A 14,177-nucleotide genomic window follows, 5' to 3' on the forward strand; every position below is an offset into this window, starting at 1 on the left:
ACAAGCGGCACCCCGTTACCCTAATGGGGCCCTAGAGAGGGCGAGGAGGTGCGTATGCGCAAGGTTCTTGCCTGGGTTTTGATGGCATTGGCCGGGCTCACCTGGGCCCAGGGGGCCATGGTACGGGTGGCCCACCTCTCCCCCGACGCCCCCGCCGTGGACGTGCTGGTGAACGGGCAGCGGGCCATCCAGAACCTCGCCTTCAAGGAGGTTACCCCCTATATCCCCCTACCCGCCGCCCGGGTACAGGTCCAGGTGGTGCCCGCGGGACAGGAGGGCCCCGTGGTCATTGACGCCGAGCTGGACCTGAGGGACGGGGTCTACTACACCGTGGCCGCCACGGGCTTTCTGGCGCAGATCCGGCCCCAGGTCTACACGGACGCCCTGGCGGGCCTCTTCCCCCGGGCGGGCTACGCCCGCATCCGGGTGGTGCACGCTTCCCCCGACGCCCCCGCCGTGGACGTGGCGGTGAAGGGTGGGCCGGTGCTCTTCCAAAACCTCCCCTTCCCCCGGGCGGGGCAGTACCTGGTGGTGCCGGCGGGGCGGTATGACCTCGAGGTCCGGGTGGCCGGGACCACCACCGTGGCCCTGGAGCTCCCTGGGGTAGTTCTGGAAAGCGGCAAGACCTACACCGTCTTCGCCGTGGGAAGCGTTCAGGCGGGCACCCTCACCGTGGTGCCCGTGGTGGACGCCGCCGCCCTGGGTGGCAACCGCTAGAACCGGAGGTTAGGGCCCCCAGGCCCTCCCTGGGGGCCTTTCCCATGCCCCTTCCCACCTGGCTCTCCCCCCTCCTCGCTTGCCCGCGGTGCGGGACGGGTCTGGAGGACCTCCGCTGCTCCAGGTGCGGGGCGCGCTACCCCTTTCGGGGGCCCTTTCCCGACCTGCGGATGGGGGCGGAACGCCCGTTGCTGGCCTTGGTCAACCGCTTCCCCCTCACCGCTTGGTCCTACGAGGCCTGGCGCGTGCGGTCCACCGCCCTCCTCTCGGGAGGAACCCTTTCCTTCGCCGAGGAGCTCGCCCACCTAAAGGCTTGGCTCCTCCCCATGGGTGGGCCCTTCCTGGACGTGGGCACGGGGACGGGAGTCTACCGGGAGGTCTTGGGGGTAAAGGCGGTGGGGATAGACCCCTCCCCCGCCTTCCTCAGGGTGGCCGCCCGGCGCCGGCCCGGGCCTTACCTCCTGGCCCACGGGGAAGCCCTCCCCTTTCGCGATGGGGCGTTTGCTGGGGTGGCCATAGGGCCCACCTGGAATGAGTTCCAGAACCCTAGGAGGGCAGCCCTAGAGGCTAGGCGCATTCTCCGGAAGGGCGGCAGGCTCTTCGGGATGCTCCTCCTGGGGCCCGGGGCCTCCTTGGGGCTTTTCCGGCCAAGCGGGGAGGAACTCCTTTGCCTCCTCCGGGAAGCGGGCTTCCGGGCGGAACTCCTCCGCTTCGGGCGGCTCGGCCTGGTGCTGGCCGAGGCCTAGGCCCCCGTGGTATCCTGGTCCCCAAGGGATGACCACGGAGGAACGCCTCTACAAGCTGGAGGGCATCGTGGAGGGAGTCATGGCCACCCTCCCCGACCGGGTCTCCTCCCTGGAACACCGCATGGACCTCCTGAGGCAGGAGATCAAGGCGGAAGTCGCCAGCCTGCGCCAGGAGGTGAAGGAGGAAATCGCCCGGCTGGACGCCAAGATAGACGCCTTGCGCCAAGAGGTAAAGGAAGAAATCGCCCGGCTGGACGGCAAGGTAGACTCCCTGCGCCAGGAAGTGAAGGCGGAGATCAACACCGCCCTCAACCGCCTCATGCTTTACTTCACCGCCCTGGCCGCCGCCCTTACCCTCCTCGCCTTCCTCGCACGCTAGCGCCTCCTTCCTAACCCCCGAGTCCGCCGGGGTGCAAAGCCAGGCAATCCCTTGCAAGCAAAAGCTCTGCCACCTGGCCTCGGCTTCCCGCAGGAGGGTGGCCCTCGAGGCGGGGCCACCCTTGGCGGTGCCAAGCCTCCCCCCTAGCCCGTGGGCTCCGTGGCCTCCCAAGGGACCTGAACCCAAGGGTTAGGGGCCCCCGGCGGAAGGGTCTTAACCACCTCCACGATCCCATCCCCCTTCCACCGGAAGCCCCGCAGGCAAGGTCGTTGCCTTCCCGTCCCACCGCTTCCAGCGCCGAAGGGCTAGCGCATCCACCCAAGCGCCCGAGCCCTGAAGGGTGGACGGGGCCAGGGCCTTGTGGATAGAAGGGTAACCCCGGGCCCAAAGCCTGGAAGCCCCTCGGACCACCATGGAGGCATGCGCCTCCTTGCCCTAGGCCTCCTCCTGGGATGGGCGCTTGCCGGCGCCTACCTCCACCTCCCCGGGGCCCCCACGGGCCGCCCCAGCCTGGACCGGAGCTACGCCCTGGTCTACCGCGCGGAGAACCCCCGGGCGGTGCTCCTCCTCGTACCGGGCCTCCTCGGGGGGAGCACCAACTTCGCCCTCCTGGCGGAGCGCCTGCAGCGGGAGATGCCGTGGCTGGAGGTGTGGGCCTGGGAGCGGCGGGCCAATGGCCTCGAGGACCGGAGGGGCTTCCTGGGGGAAGACCCTTTGGCCTACTACCAAGCCCTCCCCGAGCCCGACCTCTCCCCCTTGCGGGACTTCGGCCTGGAGGTCCACCTGAAGGACCTGGACCGGGCGGTGGCGGAGGCCAGGAAGCGGGCCCCCGTGGTCCTGGCCGGCCACTCCCTGGGGGCGAGCCTTGCCGTCCTCTACGCCTGGGCCCACGGGGAGGAGCTTGCGGGCCTCGTCCTCCTGGACGGCACCCTGGGGCTCGTCTCCCTCTCCCGGGAGGCCTTCCTGAAGGGCCAGGACACCCCTTTTGGCCGCCTGCCGGGCCTGGAGGACCTCCGCTCGGGGCGGGCGAGCCCCGTGTTCCAGGCCCCGGGCCTCTCCCCGAGGGACCTGGCCCTGGCGGAGGCGGAGGCCTTCCTGGCGGGGAGGCGCCCCGAGGAGCTCGTGCCCTTCGGGCCCTACCGGGCCACCCGGGAGGCCAAGGCCCTCCTCCGGGTGGACGACCACTATAGCCCTTTCCCCACCTTTAGCGTGAGCGTGGGCCGGGCCTGGGCCCGGGAGGGGCTTAGCCTCTTGGGCCTCCTCCAGGGCCGCTTGGTCCTCACGGTACGGGGGGCAAGGGCCGGGCCCATCCGCTGGCGGGATACGGGGGAGGCCACGGACCCGAGGGCCTTCCTCCGCGCCTTCGCCCGGGCGGAGACGGGGTTTTCCGAGTGGTACTTCCCCTACCGCCTCCTCCTGGAGGTGGCGGGCTACCCCCACGTGCGGCCCGACCTGAGGCCCAGGCCCCTCCCCTACCCCGTCCTGGCCCTGGGGGCGGGCCGGGGCCTCGTGGACCGGCCGGAGGGCTTCCGCCTTCCCGAGCTCTTCCCCGAAACCCTCCTCCAGGCCCAGGTCCTCCCCGGCCTCACCCACCTGGACCTCCTCACGGAGCGGGAGGGGAGGACAGCCCGGGCGCTCCGGGCGTACCTGGAACCCCTCCTAGGCCCAGGTAGGCCAGGGCCAGCCGGGCCGCCCTGAGGCCTGAAAGGGCGGCGGCGGGGATGCCCTGCCCGGGGAAGACCCCCTCCCCCACCCGGAAGGCGTTCTTGAGGAGGCGCACCCGGGGGAAGCGGAAGGGGTGGGTCTGGGGGATGCCCCCCACCCAGGCCCGGCCGGCGTAGCGCCGGTAGGTCTGGGGCGTGGCGGCGAAGAGGAAGACCGCCTCCCGAAGCCCGGGGAGAAGGGCCTCCCCGAGGGCGAGGGCCCTTTCCTGCCAAAGGGCTTTGGCCCGCCGGTACCCCTCCCGGTCCAGCCCCTCCCAAAGGGCCAGGGGCGTGTGGAGGGAGAGGCCAAACACCGTGCTTTCCCCCTCGGGCCGCAAGGAGAGGAAGGCGAAGGGCCTTTCCCTTGCGTTTTGCCGGTAGTAGGGGGGCGGCACCCGGAAGGGCAGGACGCCGTAGACCACGAAAGCGCCCCACGCATCCCGGGGAACCCGCTCCGGGAGGCCAAGAAGGGGCTCGGGGGGGACGTTCAGGACGAAAACCTCCCCCGCCACCACCTCCCGCTCCCCCCGGCGCCTTCCCCCGTAGGCCACCTCCACGCCATACGCCTTGCCTTCCCGGTGGAGGAGCCGCAGGGCCCTGGCCCTGTACCGCACCTCGAGGCCCTCCGCCAAGGCCTCGGCCAGGCGGCCCAAGTAGGGGGGAAGGGCCGCCCCCAGGTGGGGCAGGTCCAAGGCCAGGGCGGCGTAGAGGGCGTAGGGGTCCTCCGTCTGGGCGCTGATGAGGAGCTGCGCCCCGAGGAAAAGGCGGAAGCCCGGGTCCTCCGGGGCCCGCCTCGAGGCCCCCACCAGGAGGTCTGGGAGGAGGGGGAAAAGCCCGGGAAGAGTGCGGAGGAGGATGGGCGCCTCCTCGGGCTCCGGGGGCCAGGGGAGGCGGGGGGCCAGGGCGAGGAGGCGCTCCGCCCGGTCCTGTTGCCAGGCCCAAAAGGGGAGGACCCCCTTTCCGAAAAAGTCCACCTGCGCCTCCCGCTCCGCCTCCCGCCCCACGGGCCGCACCAGGGGGCCTCGGGGTAGGAGGACCTGGAGGAGGGGGAAACCCTCGGGCAGGGGCTCAAAGGGGAGTGCCACCCCCGCCGCCTCCAGGGCCAGGGCCAAGGGGGCGCCAGGGGCGAGGCCCGTGAGGAGGGTGGCCCCCGCCTCAAAGCGAAAGCCCCGGTGGTAAAAGCTACCCGCAAGCCCCCCTGGGTAGGTGTGGGCCTCCAGCACCACCACCTCGAGGCCCGCCCGCCGCAGAAGGCGGGCCGCCACCAGCCCCCCAACCCCCGCCCCCACCACCACCGCCCGCACGCCCCCTAGGCTAGGGGCTCCAGGAGGGAAAGACCTTTGCCCGGGCTATACTGGGAGCGGTGCGGCCCGAGGCGGAAAACCTCCTCGCCCAGGCCCGGGAGGACCTCTTGACGGCGGAAACCCTCCAGGTGGCGGTCGCTACTACGCCGCCTTCTTCGCCCAGCAGTCCGCGGAAAAGGCCCTGAAGGCCCTTTCGGTGGAGCGCCTGCGCACCCACCCCCGCTCCCACGACCTCCTGGCCTTAGCGGAGGCGCTCGGCGCCCCCGAAACGGTGTGCGAGGCCGCCCGCCTCCTCACCCCCGACTACACCTTAAGCCGCTGCCCCAATGTGGCGGGCACCTTGCCCGCCCGGCTCTACGGGAAGGCCCAGGGCCTGGCGCGCCTCGAGGCGGCCCGGGAGGTGATCCGGTGGGCGGAAGCGGGCTTGAACGCTTGAGGGAGGCCCTCTCCCGGGCCCCCTTCCCCATCGCCCTGGCCCTCCTCTTCGGCTCGCGGGCCCGGGGGGAAGCCCTCTTGGAAAGCGACTACGACCTCCTCGTGGTCTCCCCCGCCTTCCGGGGGATGGACTACCTGGACCGCCTTCTCCTCCTCCACCGCACCCTTCCCCTGCGGCACGTGGACTACGTGGCCCTCACCCCCGAGGAGTGGGCCGCGCGAAAGGGGGAGCTCGGGGTGGTGGGGGAGGCGGCGCGGGAAGGGATCGTCCTCCTGGAAAACCCTTTCCCACCACCATCCCCGTAGGGGAGCAGGGCTAGGCTAGGGGCGTGCGGGTCCTGGTCACCGGCGCCACGGGATACGTGGGGGGAAGGCTCGTGCCCCGGCTTCTGGAAAGGGGCCACAGGGTGCGGGTCCTGGTGCGGGATGCCCGCCGTTTGGAAGGCCGCCCCTGGGCGGGGCAGGTGGAGGTGGTGGAGGGGAGCCTCGAGGACGAAGCGGCCCTCCTCCGGGCCCTGGAGGGGGTGGAGGCCGCCTACTACCTGGTGCACGCCATGCTCTCGGAGACCCGCTTCCAGGAGGCGGAGGAGCGCCAGGCCAAGGCCTTCGCCCAGGCGGCCCAAAGGGCGGGCCTCCCCCACGCCATCTACCTGGGGGGGCTCCTGCCCCGGACGGGAAGGCCCTCCCCCCACCTGGCGAGCCGGGCCCGGGTGGGGGAGATCCTGCGGGCGGGGGTGCCCACCACGGAGTTCCGGGCCGGGCCCATCGTGGGCTCGGGCTCGGCCAGTTTCGAGATGGTCCGCTACCTCACGGAGCGCCTCCCCGTAATGGTGGCCCCCCGCTGGGTCCTCAACCCCGTCTCCCCCATCGCTATCCGGGACGTCCTGGCCTACCTCCTCCTGGCCCTGGAGCGGGGGCCTTCGGGGGTGGTGGAGGTGGGGGCCCCGCCCCTCACCTTCAAGGCCATGATGGAAACCTACGCGGAGGTGCGGGGCCTTAAGCGCCTCATCCTCCCCGTGCCCGTCCTGGCCCCGAGGCTTGCCGCCCTTTGGGTGGGCCTCGTCACCCCCATTCCCAACCGCCTGGCCCTGCCCCTGGTGGAGGGCATCCTCCACCCCCTGGTGGCGGACACCGCCCGGGCCAAGGCCCTCTTCCCCGAGGTGGACCCCATCCCCTATCGGCAGGCGGTAGCCTTGGCCCTGGAGCGCATCGCCCTGGGCGAGGTGGAGACCCGTTGGTCCGGGGCCCTCCAGGGGCGGGGTTACTTCCTGGAGGACCGGGAGGGGGTCATCCGCGAGGTGCGCACCCTCCCCGTCCAAGCGCCCCCCGAGAGGGTCTACCGGGTCTTCGCCTCCCTGGGGGGCGAGCGGGGCTGGCTCGTCTGGGGCTGGGCCTGGGCCCTGAGGGGGCTCGTGGACCGGCTCCTGGGGGGCCCGGGCTTAAGGCGGGGCCGGCGCCACCCCACCCTCCTCCTCCCCGGGGAGGCGGTGGACTTCTGGCGCGTGGAGGCGGTGGAGCCGGGCCGCCTCCTCCGCCTCAGGGCGGAGATGCGCCTGCCCGGGAAGGCGTGGCTGGAGTGGCAGGCCCTCCCGGAAGGGGAAGGTTGCCGCCTGGTCCAGACCGCCTATTTCGCCCCCATGGGCCTCACGGGCTTCCTCTACTGGTGGTCGCTCTACCCCATCCACGCCCGCATCTTCAGCGACCTGGCCCGGGCCATCGCCAAAGAGGCGGAGAAGCCGGGCTAGCCTTAGTCCAAGCTACAAAGGGCTTCCTCCTCCTTCCCTAGGCTTAGGGCATGCGCGTCCTGGTGCTCGGGGCCACGGGAGGCCTAGGGGGGGCCCTGGCCCGGGCCCTGAGGGGCTACGAGCTCCTCCTTTCGGGCCGGCGAACGGAGGCCCTGCGGGGGTTGGCGGAGGAGGTGGGAGGGAAGCCCCTACCCGCTGACCTCGCCGACGAACTGGAGGCCCAGGCCCTCCTGGAGGAGGCGGGGCCCCTGGACCTCCTCCTCCACGCGGTGGGGGCAGCGGGGCGGGCCCCGGTGCGGGAAACCCCAAGGGACCTCCTGGAGGGGATGCTCTCGGCCCACCTCCTCACCGCCCACCACGCCCTCAAGCACGCCCGCTTCCGGCCCGGGGCCCGGGCCGTCTTCTTCGGCGCCTACCCCGCCTACGTGCGGGTCCCCGGCTTCGCCGCCTACGCCGCGGCCAAGGGGGCCCTCGAGGCCTACCTGGAGGCGGCCCACAAGGAGCTCCGCCGGGAAGGGGTCCATCTCGTCCTGGTGCGCCTCCCCGCCGTGGCCACGGGGCTTTGGACCCCCCTCGGGGGCCCGCCCAAAGGGGCCCTCACCCCCGAGGAGGCGGCGAGGAGGGTGTTGGAGGCCGTCCTCGCTGAGCCTCCGCCCGAGGTCCTGGAGGTGTAGCCGTGGAAGCCCGCTACCAGGCCCACTTCTATCCCATGCGCCTCGCCCTCCTCGCCGTGGGGGAGAACTTCATGCCCATGGCCTGGTGGACCCCCGTGTCCAAGGCCCCCTTCCGCTTCCTCCTGGCCGTGGACCGGAAGAACCACACCCTAAGCCTCCTCCGGGAGCTCGGCGAGGGGGCGCTTTGCTTTCTGCCCTGGGAGGCGCGGGCCTGGGTGGTGCGGGCGGGTTACCTCTCGGGGCGGCGCGTGCGCAAGGCGGATAGGCTCCGCGTGCCCCTTAGGCCCGCCCGGGCCCTCGCCCGCACCCTGGTGCCCGAGGAGGCGCTCGCCGTGTTTGAACTGAAGGTGGCGGAGTGGCCCACGGACGGGGACCACGCCCTCTTCCTGGGGGATGTGGTCCACGCCGAGGGAAGCCCCGAGGCCAAAAGGCGGCCCATCCTCTTCCTGGGCTTCCGGGACTTCGCCACCTTGGGGGAGACCTGGAGGTTCCGCCCATGAGAGTGGGGGCCGCTTTCCTCTTCCTTCTGGCCTTCGCCCAAGCCCCCTACGCCGTGGAGGGCGTGGCCCGCTACCGGGGCTACTACCCCCTAGGGAGCTGGGAGGGGGTGAACCCCACGGCCCGGGGGGAGGTCTGGTGGGACGGGGAGGAGGCCTCGGGAAAGGTCTGCCTGGCGCAGGCGGCCTGGGACTCGGGAAACGGCGAAAGGGACAAGAAGGCCCGGGAGATCCTCCGGGCAAAGGAATACCCCGAGGCCTGCCTCTACCTCAAGCGGGCCTACTTCGCCCAAGGGCGGTTCGTGGTGGAGGGGGAGCTCTCCCTGGCGGGCCTCAGGCGCCCCGTGCGGGTGGAGGGGGAGCTCTTGCCGAGGGGGCCGGGCTACCGCTTCCAGGGCCGCTTCGTCACCCGCTTTTCCGACTGGAACCTGGAGCGCCCCCGCTTCCTCTTCCTGGAGGTGCGGGACGAGGTGGAGGTCCTCCTCGAGGCGGAGGTCCGGCGGTGATCCGCCTGGGCTACCCCTGCGAGAACCTGACCCTCGGGGCGAGCACCAACCACACCCTGCACCTCGCCTCCCTCACGGAGGAAAGGGTGCGGGCCAAGGTGGCGGAGAACCTCTCGGACCTGGAGCGCATCCTCCGCTGGAACGCCTCCCATGGCTTCCGCCTTTTCCGCATCGGCCAGCACCTCATCCCCTTCGCCTCCCACCCCGCCTTCCCCTACGCCTGGGAGCGAGCCCACGGGGCGGAGCTTGGCCGCCTCGGGCGCCTGGCCAGGGCCCTGGGGATACGGCTTTCCTTCCACCCGGGGCAGTACGTGAACCCGGGAAGCCCAAACCCCCAGGTGGTGGAGCGCTCCCTGGCGGAACTCCGCTACTCCGCCCGCGCCCTCACCCTCCTCGGGGCGGAGGACGGGGTTTTGGTCCTCCACCTGGGCGGGGCCTACGGGGACCCAAGGCGGGCCCTCCGGCGCTTTGTGGAAAACCTCAAGGCGGAAAGGGAGGTCCTCCGCTACCTGGCCCTGGAGAACGACGAGCGGCTTTGGCCCGTGGAGGAGGTCCTTAAGGTGGCGGAGGCCTTGGGCGTGCCCGTGGTGGTGGATACCCTCCACCACGCCCTGAACCCGGGCCGGCTTTCCCTGGAGGAGGCCCTGCGCCTCGCCTTCCCCACCTGGCGGGGTAGGCCCAAGGTCCACCTGGCAAGCCAGGACCCGGCCAAGCGCCCCGGGGCCCACGCCTTCCGGGTCCTGGAGGCGGACTGGGAGCGGCTCTTGCGGGCGCTCCCTGGACCCGCCGACCTCATGGTGGAGGCCAAGGGGAAGGAACAAGGGCTCCCGCCGGGGGCTTTGGCCCTTTTGGCCCCGGCCGCGCAGGGCGAGGAGCCCCTTACTCCTCCAACGCCTCCCAAAGCGCCCTGAGCCGCGCCTCCACCAGGCGCCGCTTCTTGGGGAGGGCCTCGAGGTCAAGCCGGGCAAGCTTCGCCACCACCTCCTTGTACCAAGGCTTGGGCGCCTCCTCCCGCCTTAAAGCCTCCCGCACCCTGGCCTTCAGGTCCCGCAAGGAAAGCCTCGCCTTCACCTCCTCCAAGAGGGCCTTCCGGAGAGCGTCGTCCTTCACCTTCTTCAGTTCCAAGGCGGCGGTGTAGGGGATGGCGCCCTGCTCCAGAGCCTCCTTCAGGTCTTCGGGAAGCGTCAAGAGGGGGAGGCGGTTCTGGACAAAGGACTCCCAGGTCATCCGCCCCAGGACGCGGAAAACCTCCTCCACCCTCCGGGCCTCCGGGCTACCCATAACGTTATGGGTAGCCTTACCCCCCCTCTCGTTCCGCATCCGGTGGAGGAGGCGCACCACCTCCTCCCGATCCCTCCCGTGCCCGTAGGCATCCCAGCCTGGCGGCAGGCCCAGGGCAAAACCGCACCTAGGCTCCAGAGCGCCCCCTGCCACCCTAGTGGGGATCCTCTTTCCGGTCATGCCCCGGGACCAAGAGCCTACGAAGACACTTGGCCTTCTTCCACTCCGGGCTATCCCTTACCAAGTACCTGAGCAGGCGTCCTGCGCCCGAGGGGCGTCCTATCAAAGTCGCCGTCAAAACTGACCAAGATCAAGCCGTACTTTTCCACCGCCCTGTACTGATAGGCATCGTCAAAATCCAACCGATACCGCTCCATGGTCGCAACCAGGTCCGGCATATCCTCAGGGCTTAGGCGAACGAGGGAAACGGCCCCCTCCAGGAATGCATCCCGGACGAACAAGACGAAGGCATCCGACCTGCCAAGCCGGCCAAGCACGATACCAATGGAGTGGAGGAAGAAGTCCGTTAGGCATAACTGGTCCGAGGGGGTTTGGGCCAAAAAGGCTCCGACCTCCTCCGCCCGCTCCTACTCCAGGAAGCGCTCCAACCAGACGTTCGTGTCCACCAGATACATGGCTCAATCGCCCCTCCACCGCAACGCCTCTTTCTGAAGCTCTAGCGCAGTGTACTGACTGCGGTACTCCCGGAGCGCTCCCGCCCAATCTTGTCGCAACGGACGTGCTTGCTTGCGGCGCCGCTTTTCCAGCAAGAACTCCGCGAAGTCGGCAACCTCCCGTTGCAATTCGGGCGGCAACTGCTGAAGCAACTCCTCAAGCCTTCCCATACGTCTTCCTCCCTTCTACCACCCTTGGGCCACCTCTCCAGGCCCGGGGGCACCTTCAGGCGTCCCAAGAGTAACGGTCTCTTCTGGGGAACGCAGAAGCCCCCAAACCCTCAGAGAAGCACGGCTTCCAGCTCCCTCAGCTTCTCTTCCACCAGGCGGCGCTTCTTGGGGGGGAGGGCCTCGAGGTCAAGCCGGCTAAGCCTCGCCACCACCTCCTTGTACCAGGGCTTGGGCGCCTCCTCCCGCCTTAAGGCCTCCCGCACCCTGGCCTTCAGGTCCCGCAAGGAAAGCCCCGCCTTCACTTCTTCCAGAAGGGCCTTCCGAAGGCCATCGTCCTTCACCTTCTTGAGCTCTAAGGCGGCGGTGTAGGGGATGGCACCTCCTTCCAGGGCCTCCTTCAGGTCCTCGGGAAGCCTCAAGAGGGGGAGGCGGTGCTTCACGAAGGAGTCCCAGGTCATTCGTCCGAGGAGGCGGAAGACCTCTTCCACCTTCTGGGCCTCTGGGCTACCCCCAACGTTGGGGGTAGCCTTACCCCCCTTCTCGTTCCGCATCCGGTGGAGGAAGCGCACCACCTCGTCCCTGCTCTTCCCAAGCTCCAGGGCCAGGAGGTCCAGGACCCCGATGGTTTCCTCGTAGGGGTTCAGGTCCTCCCGCTGGAGGTTCTCCATGAGGGCGATGGCAGAGGCGGCCTTCTCGTCCACCTCCAGGACCACCACGGGGACCTCCTTAAGCCCCGCCATCCCCGCCGCACGGTAGCGCCTTTCCCCGGCGATAATCTCGTACTTCCCGCCCTCCACGGGGCGAACCAGGAGGGGCTCCAGGACCCCTTGGGCCCGGATGGACTCGGCCAGGGCCTGGAGGGAGGCCTCGTCAAAGCGGCGGCGGGGTTGGGGGCGGGGAACAAGCTCGCTCAGGAGGGCCACGGAGGATGCAGGGCGTTTGGCCTCCTCCACCAGTCCCTTGAGGTAGGCCCGGATGGCGCTCACGCCACCACCTCCTCAAAGCGGAAGACCCTCTCCAGGAGGAAGTCGGCGAGCCGGGCGACCTCCTCCGCCGCCTCCTTGTCCCCCGTGAGGTGGATGGGCACCCCCTCCTCCGTGGCACGGCGGTGTGGGCCAGGCCGGTAGGCCATCCGAGGGGTTACGGGAGCGATTTCCTCCAGCTCTTGGATGGTCTCCAGCACCCGGTTGTCGCCGGCGGTGCGGGCGTCGTACTTGGTGGGGATGAAGGCGCGGATGATATGGCCCCGCCCCGACACCGCCTCGGGGTCCACCTTGCGCAGGGCCTCCCGGTACTCCTTGGCCACCCCGATCACCGCCTTTAGCGCCTGGATTCCCTTGGCCCCCGTCTCCACGGGCACCAGGAGCCCGTCCCCCGCCAGGGCGGCCATCACCGCCAAGGAGCCCAGGGAGGGCAGGGAGTCCACGAAGACCAGGTCGTACCGCTCCAGCTTTTCCAGGGCGGTGCGCAGGGCCAGGGCGCCCAAGGGCTTCCGGTCCAGCTCCAGCTCCCCCACCGCCAGGTTCACGGAGGCGGGGACCAGGTAAAGGTTACGGCCCACCTCCTTGGGCGGGGGGAGGAGGTCCTGGCGGATGACCCGAAGGAGGGTTTCCTCGTCCTGAACGCCGCTCGGGTCCACGCCGAGCCAGGCGGTGAGGTTGGCCTGGGGGTCGGCGTCAATCAGGAGAACCCGGTACCCCCTCGAGGCCAGCTCAAACCCCAGGTCCCGGGCCAGGGAGGTCTTCCCCGCCCCGCCGGCGTGGGTGAAGAGGGTGTAAACCTGCGTCCTCCGCTCGGGACCGTCCACCTCCTCGGGGATGTACCAGTAGTGGCCCAGGCGCACCGCCGCCAGCCTGCCCTCCTTGATCCACCTCCGGGCCAGGCTCTCCGACATCCCCTCTTTGCGGGCCCACTCCGTGAGGGGAACCAACCTTTCCCGTTTCATGAGGGAAGGATACCAGGTATGTGCGCTTTTCGGCAACCAGGCTCTGACGGTTCCCACACAAGAACCCCGGCCCTACCGAAAGGCAAAACGCACCACCCAGACCACCTCGCACGCCCCGGCCCCCGTGTCCTGGCGGGTGGTGGAGGTCCGCCAATAGGACCCATCCGGCCCGTAGACGTCCACCAGGTAGCCCTCGAGGCGCACCACCTGGCCAGGGCGCACCCGGCCCATGGCCCGCTCTATCCCTGGGCTTGCCGGCACGAGGTGCATGTTGGCGCTATGCTCCACGATCTCCCTCAAAGGGATGGGGGGCTCCCCGGAGCCAGCGTAGAAGTAGAAGCGGTCCGCCTGCCAGATGCGCATGCGGCGGAGAACGGCGGTGTCCGACATCCGTCCCCAGCCCAGGGCGAAGTCCCAAGGGGCGACCGCCGCCCACCGGTCAAAGCGGTAGCGGCGCTTGGCGAGGAGACGGGCCTCGAGGCCGAACCGGGCCACGGGGATTAGCCGGTAGGGGCCCTTCACCAGGGCACGGGGATCTTCCGGCCCCAAGGGCTCCTGCACCGGGGGATGGGGCGCCAGGACGCCTGGCGGCGGGGGCTTGGGCCGCTGCCAAAACCAGGCCGCCACGAGGAGGAGGGCCAGGACCACAAGGAGCCTACCCATCCCCCTCCCTCGGGGCGAACACCTTGGCCCGCCCGTAGCCCAGGGCAGTCTTGGCCCCCACCCCGGCGAAGAAGGCGAAGCGCCCCAAGGCCCAAAGCCAAGCCCGCTCCTCCTCCGTGGCCCTAGGGAGGTGGTAGACCACCCGGCCCACGAAGCCCACGGTGTCCACCTCCGTGGCCGCCCTCAGGGTGCGCCCCTCCAGCCAGCGCACCGTGGTCCTCTCCAAGAGGGCCTCCCGCACCTCCTCTGGGGCCTTGAGGGTGCCGAAGGCCTCGAGGCGCCGTAAGAGGCTCTCCATCACCAGCCTAGGCTCGGGGAGAGGGTAGTGCACCCCCTTGCGGCGGAAGAAGGTGGGGGCGTGGAAGCGCAAGGGGAGGTCCGGCCCTAAGGGGTTCTGGAAAAGCCTCGGGTAGGTGGTGACCCCCGCCCAGGGGTGTCCCTCCTGGAGCACGGCCTTGAGGCGGAAGGGGGTCCCCAGGCGCACCTCCTGGCCCTCGAGGGCGAAGAGGGTAGGGGAGAGCCGGGCATAGAGGTCCTCCCTTAGAAAGCTCACCCGGGCCCAGTAAGCCCCCTCCTTCCCCCCAAACCCCAGGGCAAAGGGGTTTTCCCCCTGGTCGTGCACCTCGGGGGCCACCTCCCGCAGGAGCCCGTAGAAAAACCCCCTTAGGCCCAAGGGCTCGGGCGGGGCCTCGCCCTCCAGGAGGAGCACCAGCGCCGCCAAGACCATGGCCCGATTG

Annotated in this window: 18 protein-coding genes and 2 pseudogenes; 12 read left to right on the forward strand and 8 right to left on the reverse strand. The window is 70.4% G+C overall.

From position 1 onward, the window contains the following. The first annotated feature begins 54 nt into the window (after positions 1-54). The 4 genes from LXN00_RS10540 (at position 55) to LXN00_RS10555 (ending at position 3,540) form a co-directional block, all read left to right on the forward strand. Complete coding sequence (locus LXN00_RS10540; protein ID WP_234508045.1) at positions 55-717, forward strand: DUF4397 domain-containing protein; 663 nt, start codon at positions 55-57, stop codon at positions 715-717. A gap of 44 nt (positions 718-761) precedes the next feature. Further along, entirely contained in the window at positions 762-1,463 is a 702-nt protein-coding gene (locus LXN00_RS10545) for a class I SAM-dependent methyltransferase (protein ID WP_234508047.1), read from the forward strand. Positions 1,464-1,491: 28 nt separating this feature from the next. Next, entirely contained in the window at positions 1,492-1,842 is a 351-nt protein-coding gene (locus LXN00_RS10550; RefSeq protein WP_234508048.1) for an endoribonuclease YicC domain-containing protein, read from the forward strand. A 420-nt stretch (positions 1,843-2,262) separates the two neighbouring features. After that, a complete protein-coding gene (locus tag LXN00_RS10555) occupies positions 2,263-3,540 on the forward strand; it encodes an alpha/beta fold hydrolase (protein ID WP_234508050.1) in 1,278 nt (425 codons plus the stop codon). On the opposite strand, the gene LXN00_RS10560 is transcribed toward LXN00_RS10555, so the two are convergent. Next, positions 3,446-4,849, reverse strand: coding sequence for a phytoene desaturase family protein (locus LXN00_RS10560; protein ID WP_234508052.1), 1,404 nt, complete (start codon positions 4,847-4,849; stop codon positions 3,446-3,448). The two genes, LXN00_RS10555 and LXN00_RS10560, sit on opposite strands and share 95 nt — an antisense overlap. A gap of 59 nt (positions 4,850-4,908) precedes the next feature. On the opposite strand from LXN00_RS10560, the gene LXN00_RS12655 reads away from it, so the two are divergent. Genes LXN00_RS12655 through uvsE form a run of 8 tightly spaced genes read left to right on the forward strand, consistent with a single transcriptional unit; the run spans position 4,909 to position 9,617 of the window. After that, the gene (locus tag LXN00_RS12655; RefSeq protein ID WP_267962833.1) at positions 4,909-5,034 is read left to right on the forward strand and encodes a hypothetical protein; all 126 of its coding nucleotides are present in this window, start codon (positions 4,909-4,911) and stop codon (positions 5,032-5,034) included. Positions 5,035-5,045: 11 nt separating this feature from the next. Beyond that, positions 5,046-5,285: a hypothetical protein gene (locus LXN00_RS10565; RefSeq protein ID WP_234508054.1), complete on the forward strand. Its 240-nt coding sequence runs from the start codon at positions 5,046-5,048 to the stop codon at positions 5,283-5,285. Continuing rightward, positions 5,258-5,590 carry a nucleotidyltransferase domain-containing protein gene (locus tag LXN00_RS10570; RefSeq protein ID WP_234508056.1) on the forward strand — a complete coding sequence of 111 codons (333 nt, stop codon included), beginning with the start codon at positions 5,258-5,260 and terminating at the stop codon, positions 5,588-5,590. The genes LXN00_RS10565 and LXN00_RS10570 overlap by 28 nt, the downstream gene beginning before the upstream one ends. A 23-nt stretch (positions 5,591-5,613) precedes the next feature. Beyond that, positions 5,614-7,029 carry a DUF2867 domain-containing protein gene (locus LXN00_RS10575; RefSeq protein WP_234508058.1) on the forward strand — a complete coding sequence of 472 codons (1,416 nt, stop codon included), beginning with the start codon at positions 5,614-5,616 and terminating at the stop codon, positions 7,027-7,029. A gap of 50 nt (positions 7,030-7,079) precedes the next feature. Continuing rightward, a complete protein-coding gene (locus LXN00_RS10580; RefSeq protein ID WP_234508060.1) occupies positions 7,080-7,703 on the forward strand; it encodes an SDR family NAD(P)-dependent oxidoreductase in 624 nt (207 codons plus the stop codon). A 2-nt stretch (positions 7,704-7,705) separates the two neighbouring features. After that, positions 7,706-8,203 (forward strand): flavin reductase family protein, encoded by a 498-nt coding sequence (locus tag LXN00_RS10585; RefSeq protein WP_234508062.1) that lies wholly within the window; start codon positions 7,706-7,708, stop codon positions 8,201-8,203. Further along, positions 8,200-8,706, forward strand: a complete 507-nt coding sequence (locus LXN00_RS10590) for a YceI family protein (protein WP_234508064.1) — start codon at positions 8,200-8,202, stop codon at positions 8,704-8,706. Before LXN00_RS10585 ends, LXN00_RS10590 begins: the two co-directional genes overlap by 4 nt. Then, complete coding sequence (gene uvsE, locus LXN00_RS10595) at positions 8,703-9,617, forward strand: UV DNA damage repair endonuclease UvsE (protein ID WP_234508066.1); 915 nt, start codon at positions 8,703-8,705, stop codon at positions 9,615-9,617. The genes LXN00_RS10590 and uvsE overlap by 4 nt, the downstream gene beginning before the upstream one ends. Here uvsE and LXN00_RS10600 read toward each other — a convergent pair. From LXN00_RS10600 to cas6, 7 genes and pseudogenes are all read right to left on the reverse strand, one after another. Then, positions 9,586-10,065, reverse strand: a pseudogene (locus tag LXN00_RS10600) (chromosome partitioning protein ParB); the annotation flags it as partial. The gene uvsE and the pseudogene LXN00_RS10600 sit on opposite strands and share 32 nt — an antisense overlap. A 152-nt stretch (positions 10,066-10,217) precedes the next feature. Then, positions 10,218-10,553, reverse strand: a pseudogene (locus LXN00_RS12820) (PIN domain-containing protein); the annotation flags it as partial. Positions 10,554-10,625: 72 nt separating this feature from the next. Then, positions 10,626-10,832, reverse strand: coding sequence for a DUF2281 domain-containing protein (locus LXN00_RS10605; RefSeq protein ID WP_234508068.1), 207 nt, complete (start codon positions 10,830-10,832; stop codon positions 10,626-10,628). Positions 10,833-10,942: 110 nt separating this feature from the next. Continuing rightward, entirely contained in the window at positions 10,943-11,818 is an 876-nt protein-coding gene (locus LXN00_RS10610; protein ID WP_234508069.1) for a ParB/RepB/Spo0J family partition protein, read from the reverse strand. After that, positions 11,815-12,777 carry an AAA family ATPase gene (locus LXN00_RS10615; RefSeq protein WP_234508071.1) on the reverse strand — a complete coding sequence of 321 codons (963 nt, stop codon included), beginning with the start codon at positions 12,775-12,777 and terminating at the stop codon, positions 11,815-11,817. Before LXN00_RS10615 ends, LXN00_RS10610 begins: the two co-directional genes overlap by 4 nt. 72 nt (positions 12,778-12,849) lie before the next feature. Further along, positions 12,850-13,440 (reverse strand): hypothetical protein, encoded by a 591-nt coding sequence (locus LXN00_RS10620; protein ID WP_234508073.1) that lies wholly within the window; start codon positions 13,438-13,440, stop codon positions 12,850-12,852. Next, positions 13,433-14,167, reverse strand: a complete 735-nt coding sequence (gene cas6, locus LXN00_RS10625) for a CRISPR-associated endoribonuclease Cas6 (RefSeq protein ID WP_234508075.1) — start codon at positions 14,165-14,167, stop codon at positions 13,433-13,435. The genes LXN00_RS10620 and cas6 overlap by 8 nt, the downstream gene beginning before the upstream one ends. Positions 14,168-14,177: the final 10 nt, after the last annotated feature.

It is taken from the genome of Thermus brockianus, assembly GCF_021462505.1.
GTDB lineage: Bacteria > Deinococcota > Deinococci > Deinococcales > Thermaceae > Thermus > Thermus hydrothermalis.

What these genes read in the sequence shown, in the direction of transcription:
- cas6 (WP_234508075.1), bottom strand. Translation starts at nt 14,167, where the DNA reads ATGGTCTTGGCGGCGCTGGTGCTCCTCCTGGAGGGCGAGGCCCCGCCC.
- LXN00_RS10550 (WP_234508048.1), top strand. Translation starts at nt 1,492, where the DNA reads ATGACCACGGAGGAACGCCTCTACAAGCTGGAGGGCATCGTGGAGGGA.
- LXN00_RS10540 (WP_234508045.1), top strand. Translation starts at nt 55, where the DNA reads ATGCGCAAGGTTCTTGCCTGGGTTTTGATGGCATTGGCCGGGCTCACC.
- LXN00_RS10555 (WP_234508050.1), top strand. Translation starts at nt 2,263, where the DNA reads ATGCGCCTCCTTGCCCTAGGCCTCCTCCTGGGATGGGCGCTTGCCGGC.
- LXN00_RS10605 (WP_234508068.1), bottom strand. Translation starts at nt 10,832, where the DNA reads ATGGGAAGGCTTGAGGAGTTGCTTCAGCAGTTGCCGCCCGAATTGCAA.
- LXN00_RS10615 (WP_234508071.1), bottom strand. Translation starts at nt 12,777, where the DNA reads ATGAAACGGGAAAGGTTGGTTCCCCTCACGGAGTGGGCCCGCAAAGAG.
- LXN00_RS10545 (WP_234508047.1), top strand. Translation starts at nt 762, where the DNA reads ATGCCCCTTCCCACCTGGCTCTCCCCCCTCCTCGCTTGCCCGCGGTGC.
- LXN00_RS10620 (WP_234508073.1), bottom strand. Translation starts at nt 13,440, where the DNA reads ATGGGTAGGCTCCTTGTGGTCCTGGCCCTCCTCCTCGTGGCGGCCTGG.
- LXN00_RS10580 (WP_234508060.1), top strand. Translation starts at nt 7,080, where the DNA reads ATGCGCGTCCTGGTGCTCGGGGCCACGGGAGGCCTAGGGGGGGCCCTG.
- LXN00_RS10590 (WP_234508064.1), top strand. Translation starts at nt 8,200, where the DNA reads ATGAGAGTGGGGGCCGCTTTCCTCTTCCTTCTGGCCTTCGCCCAAGCC.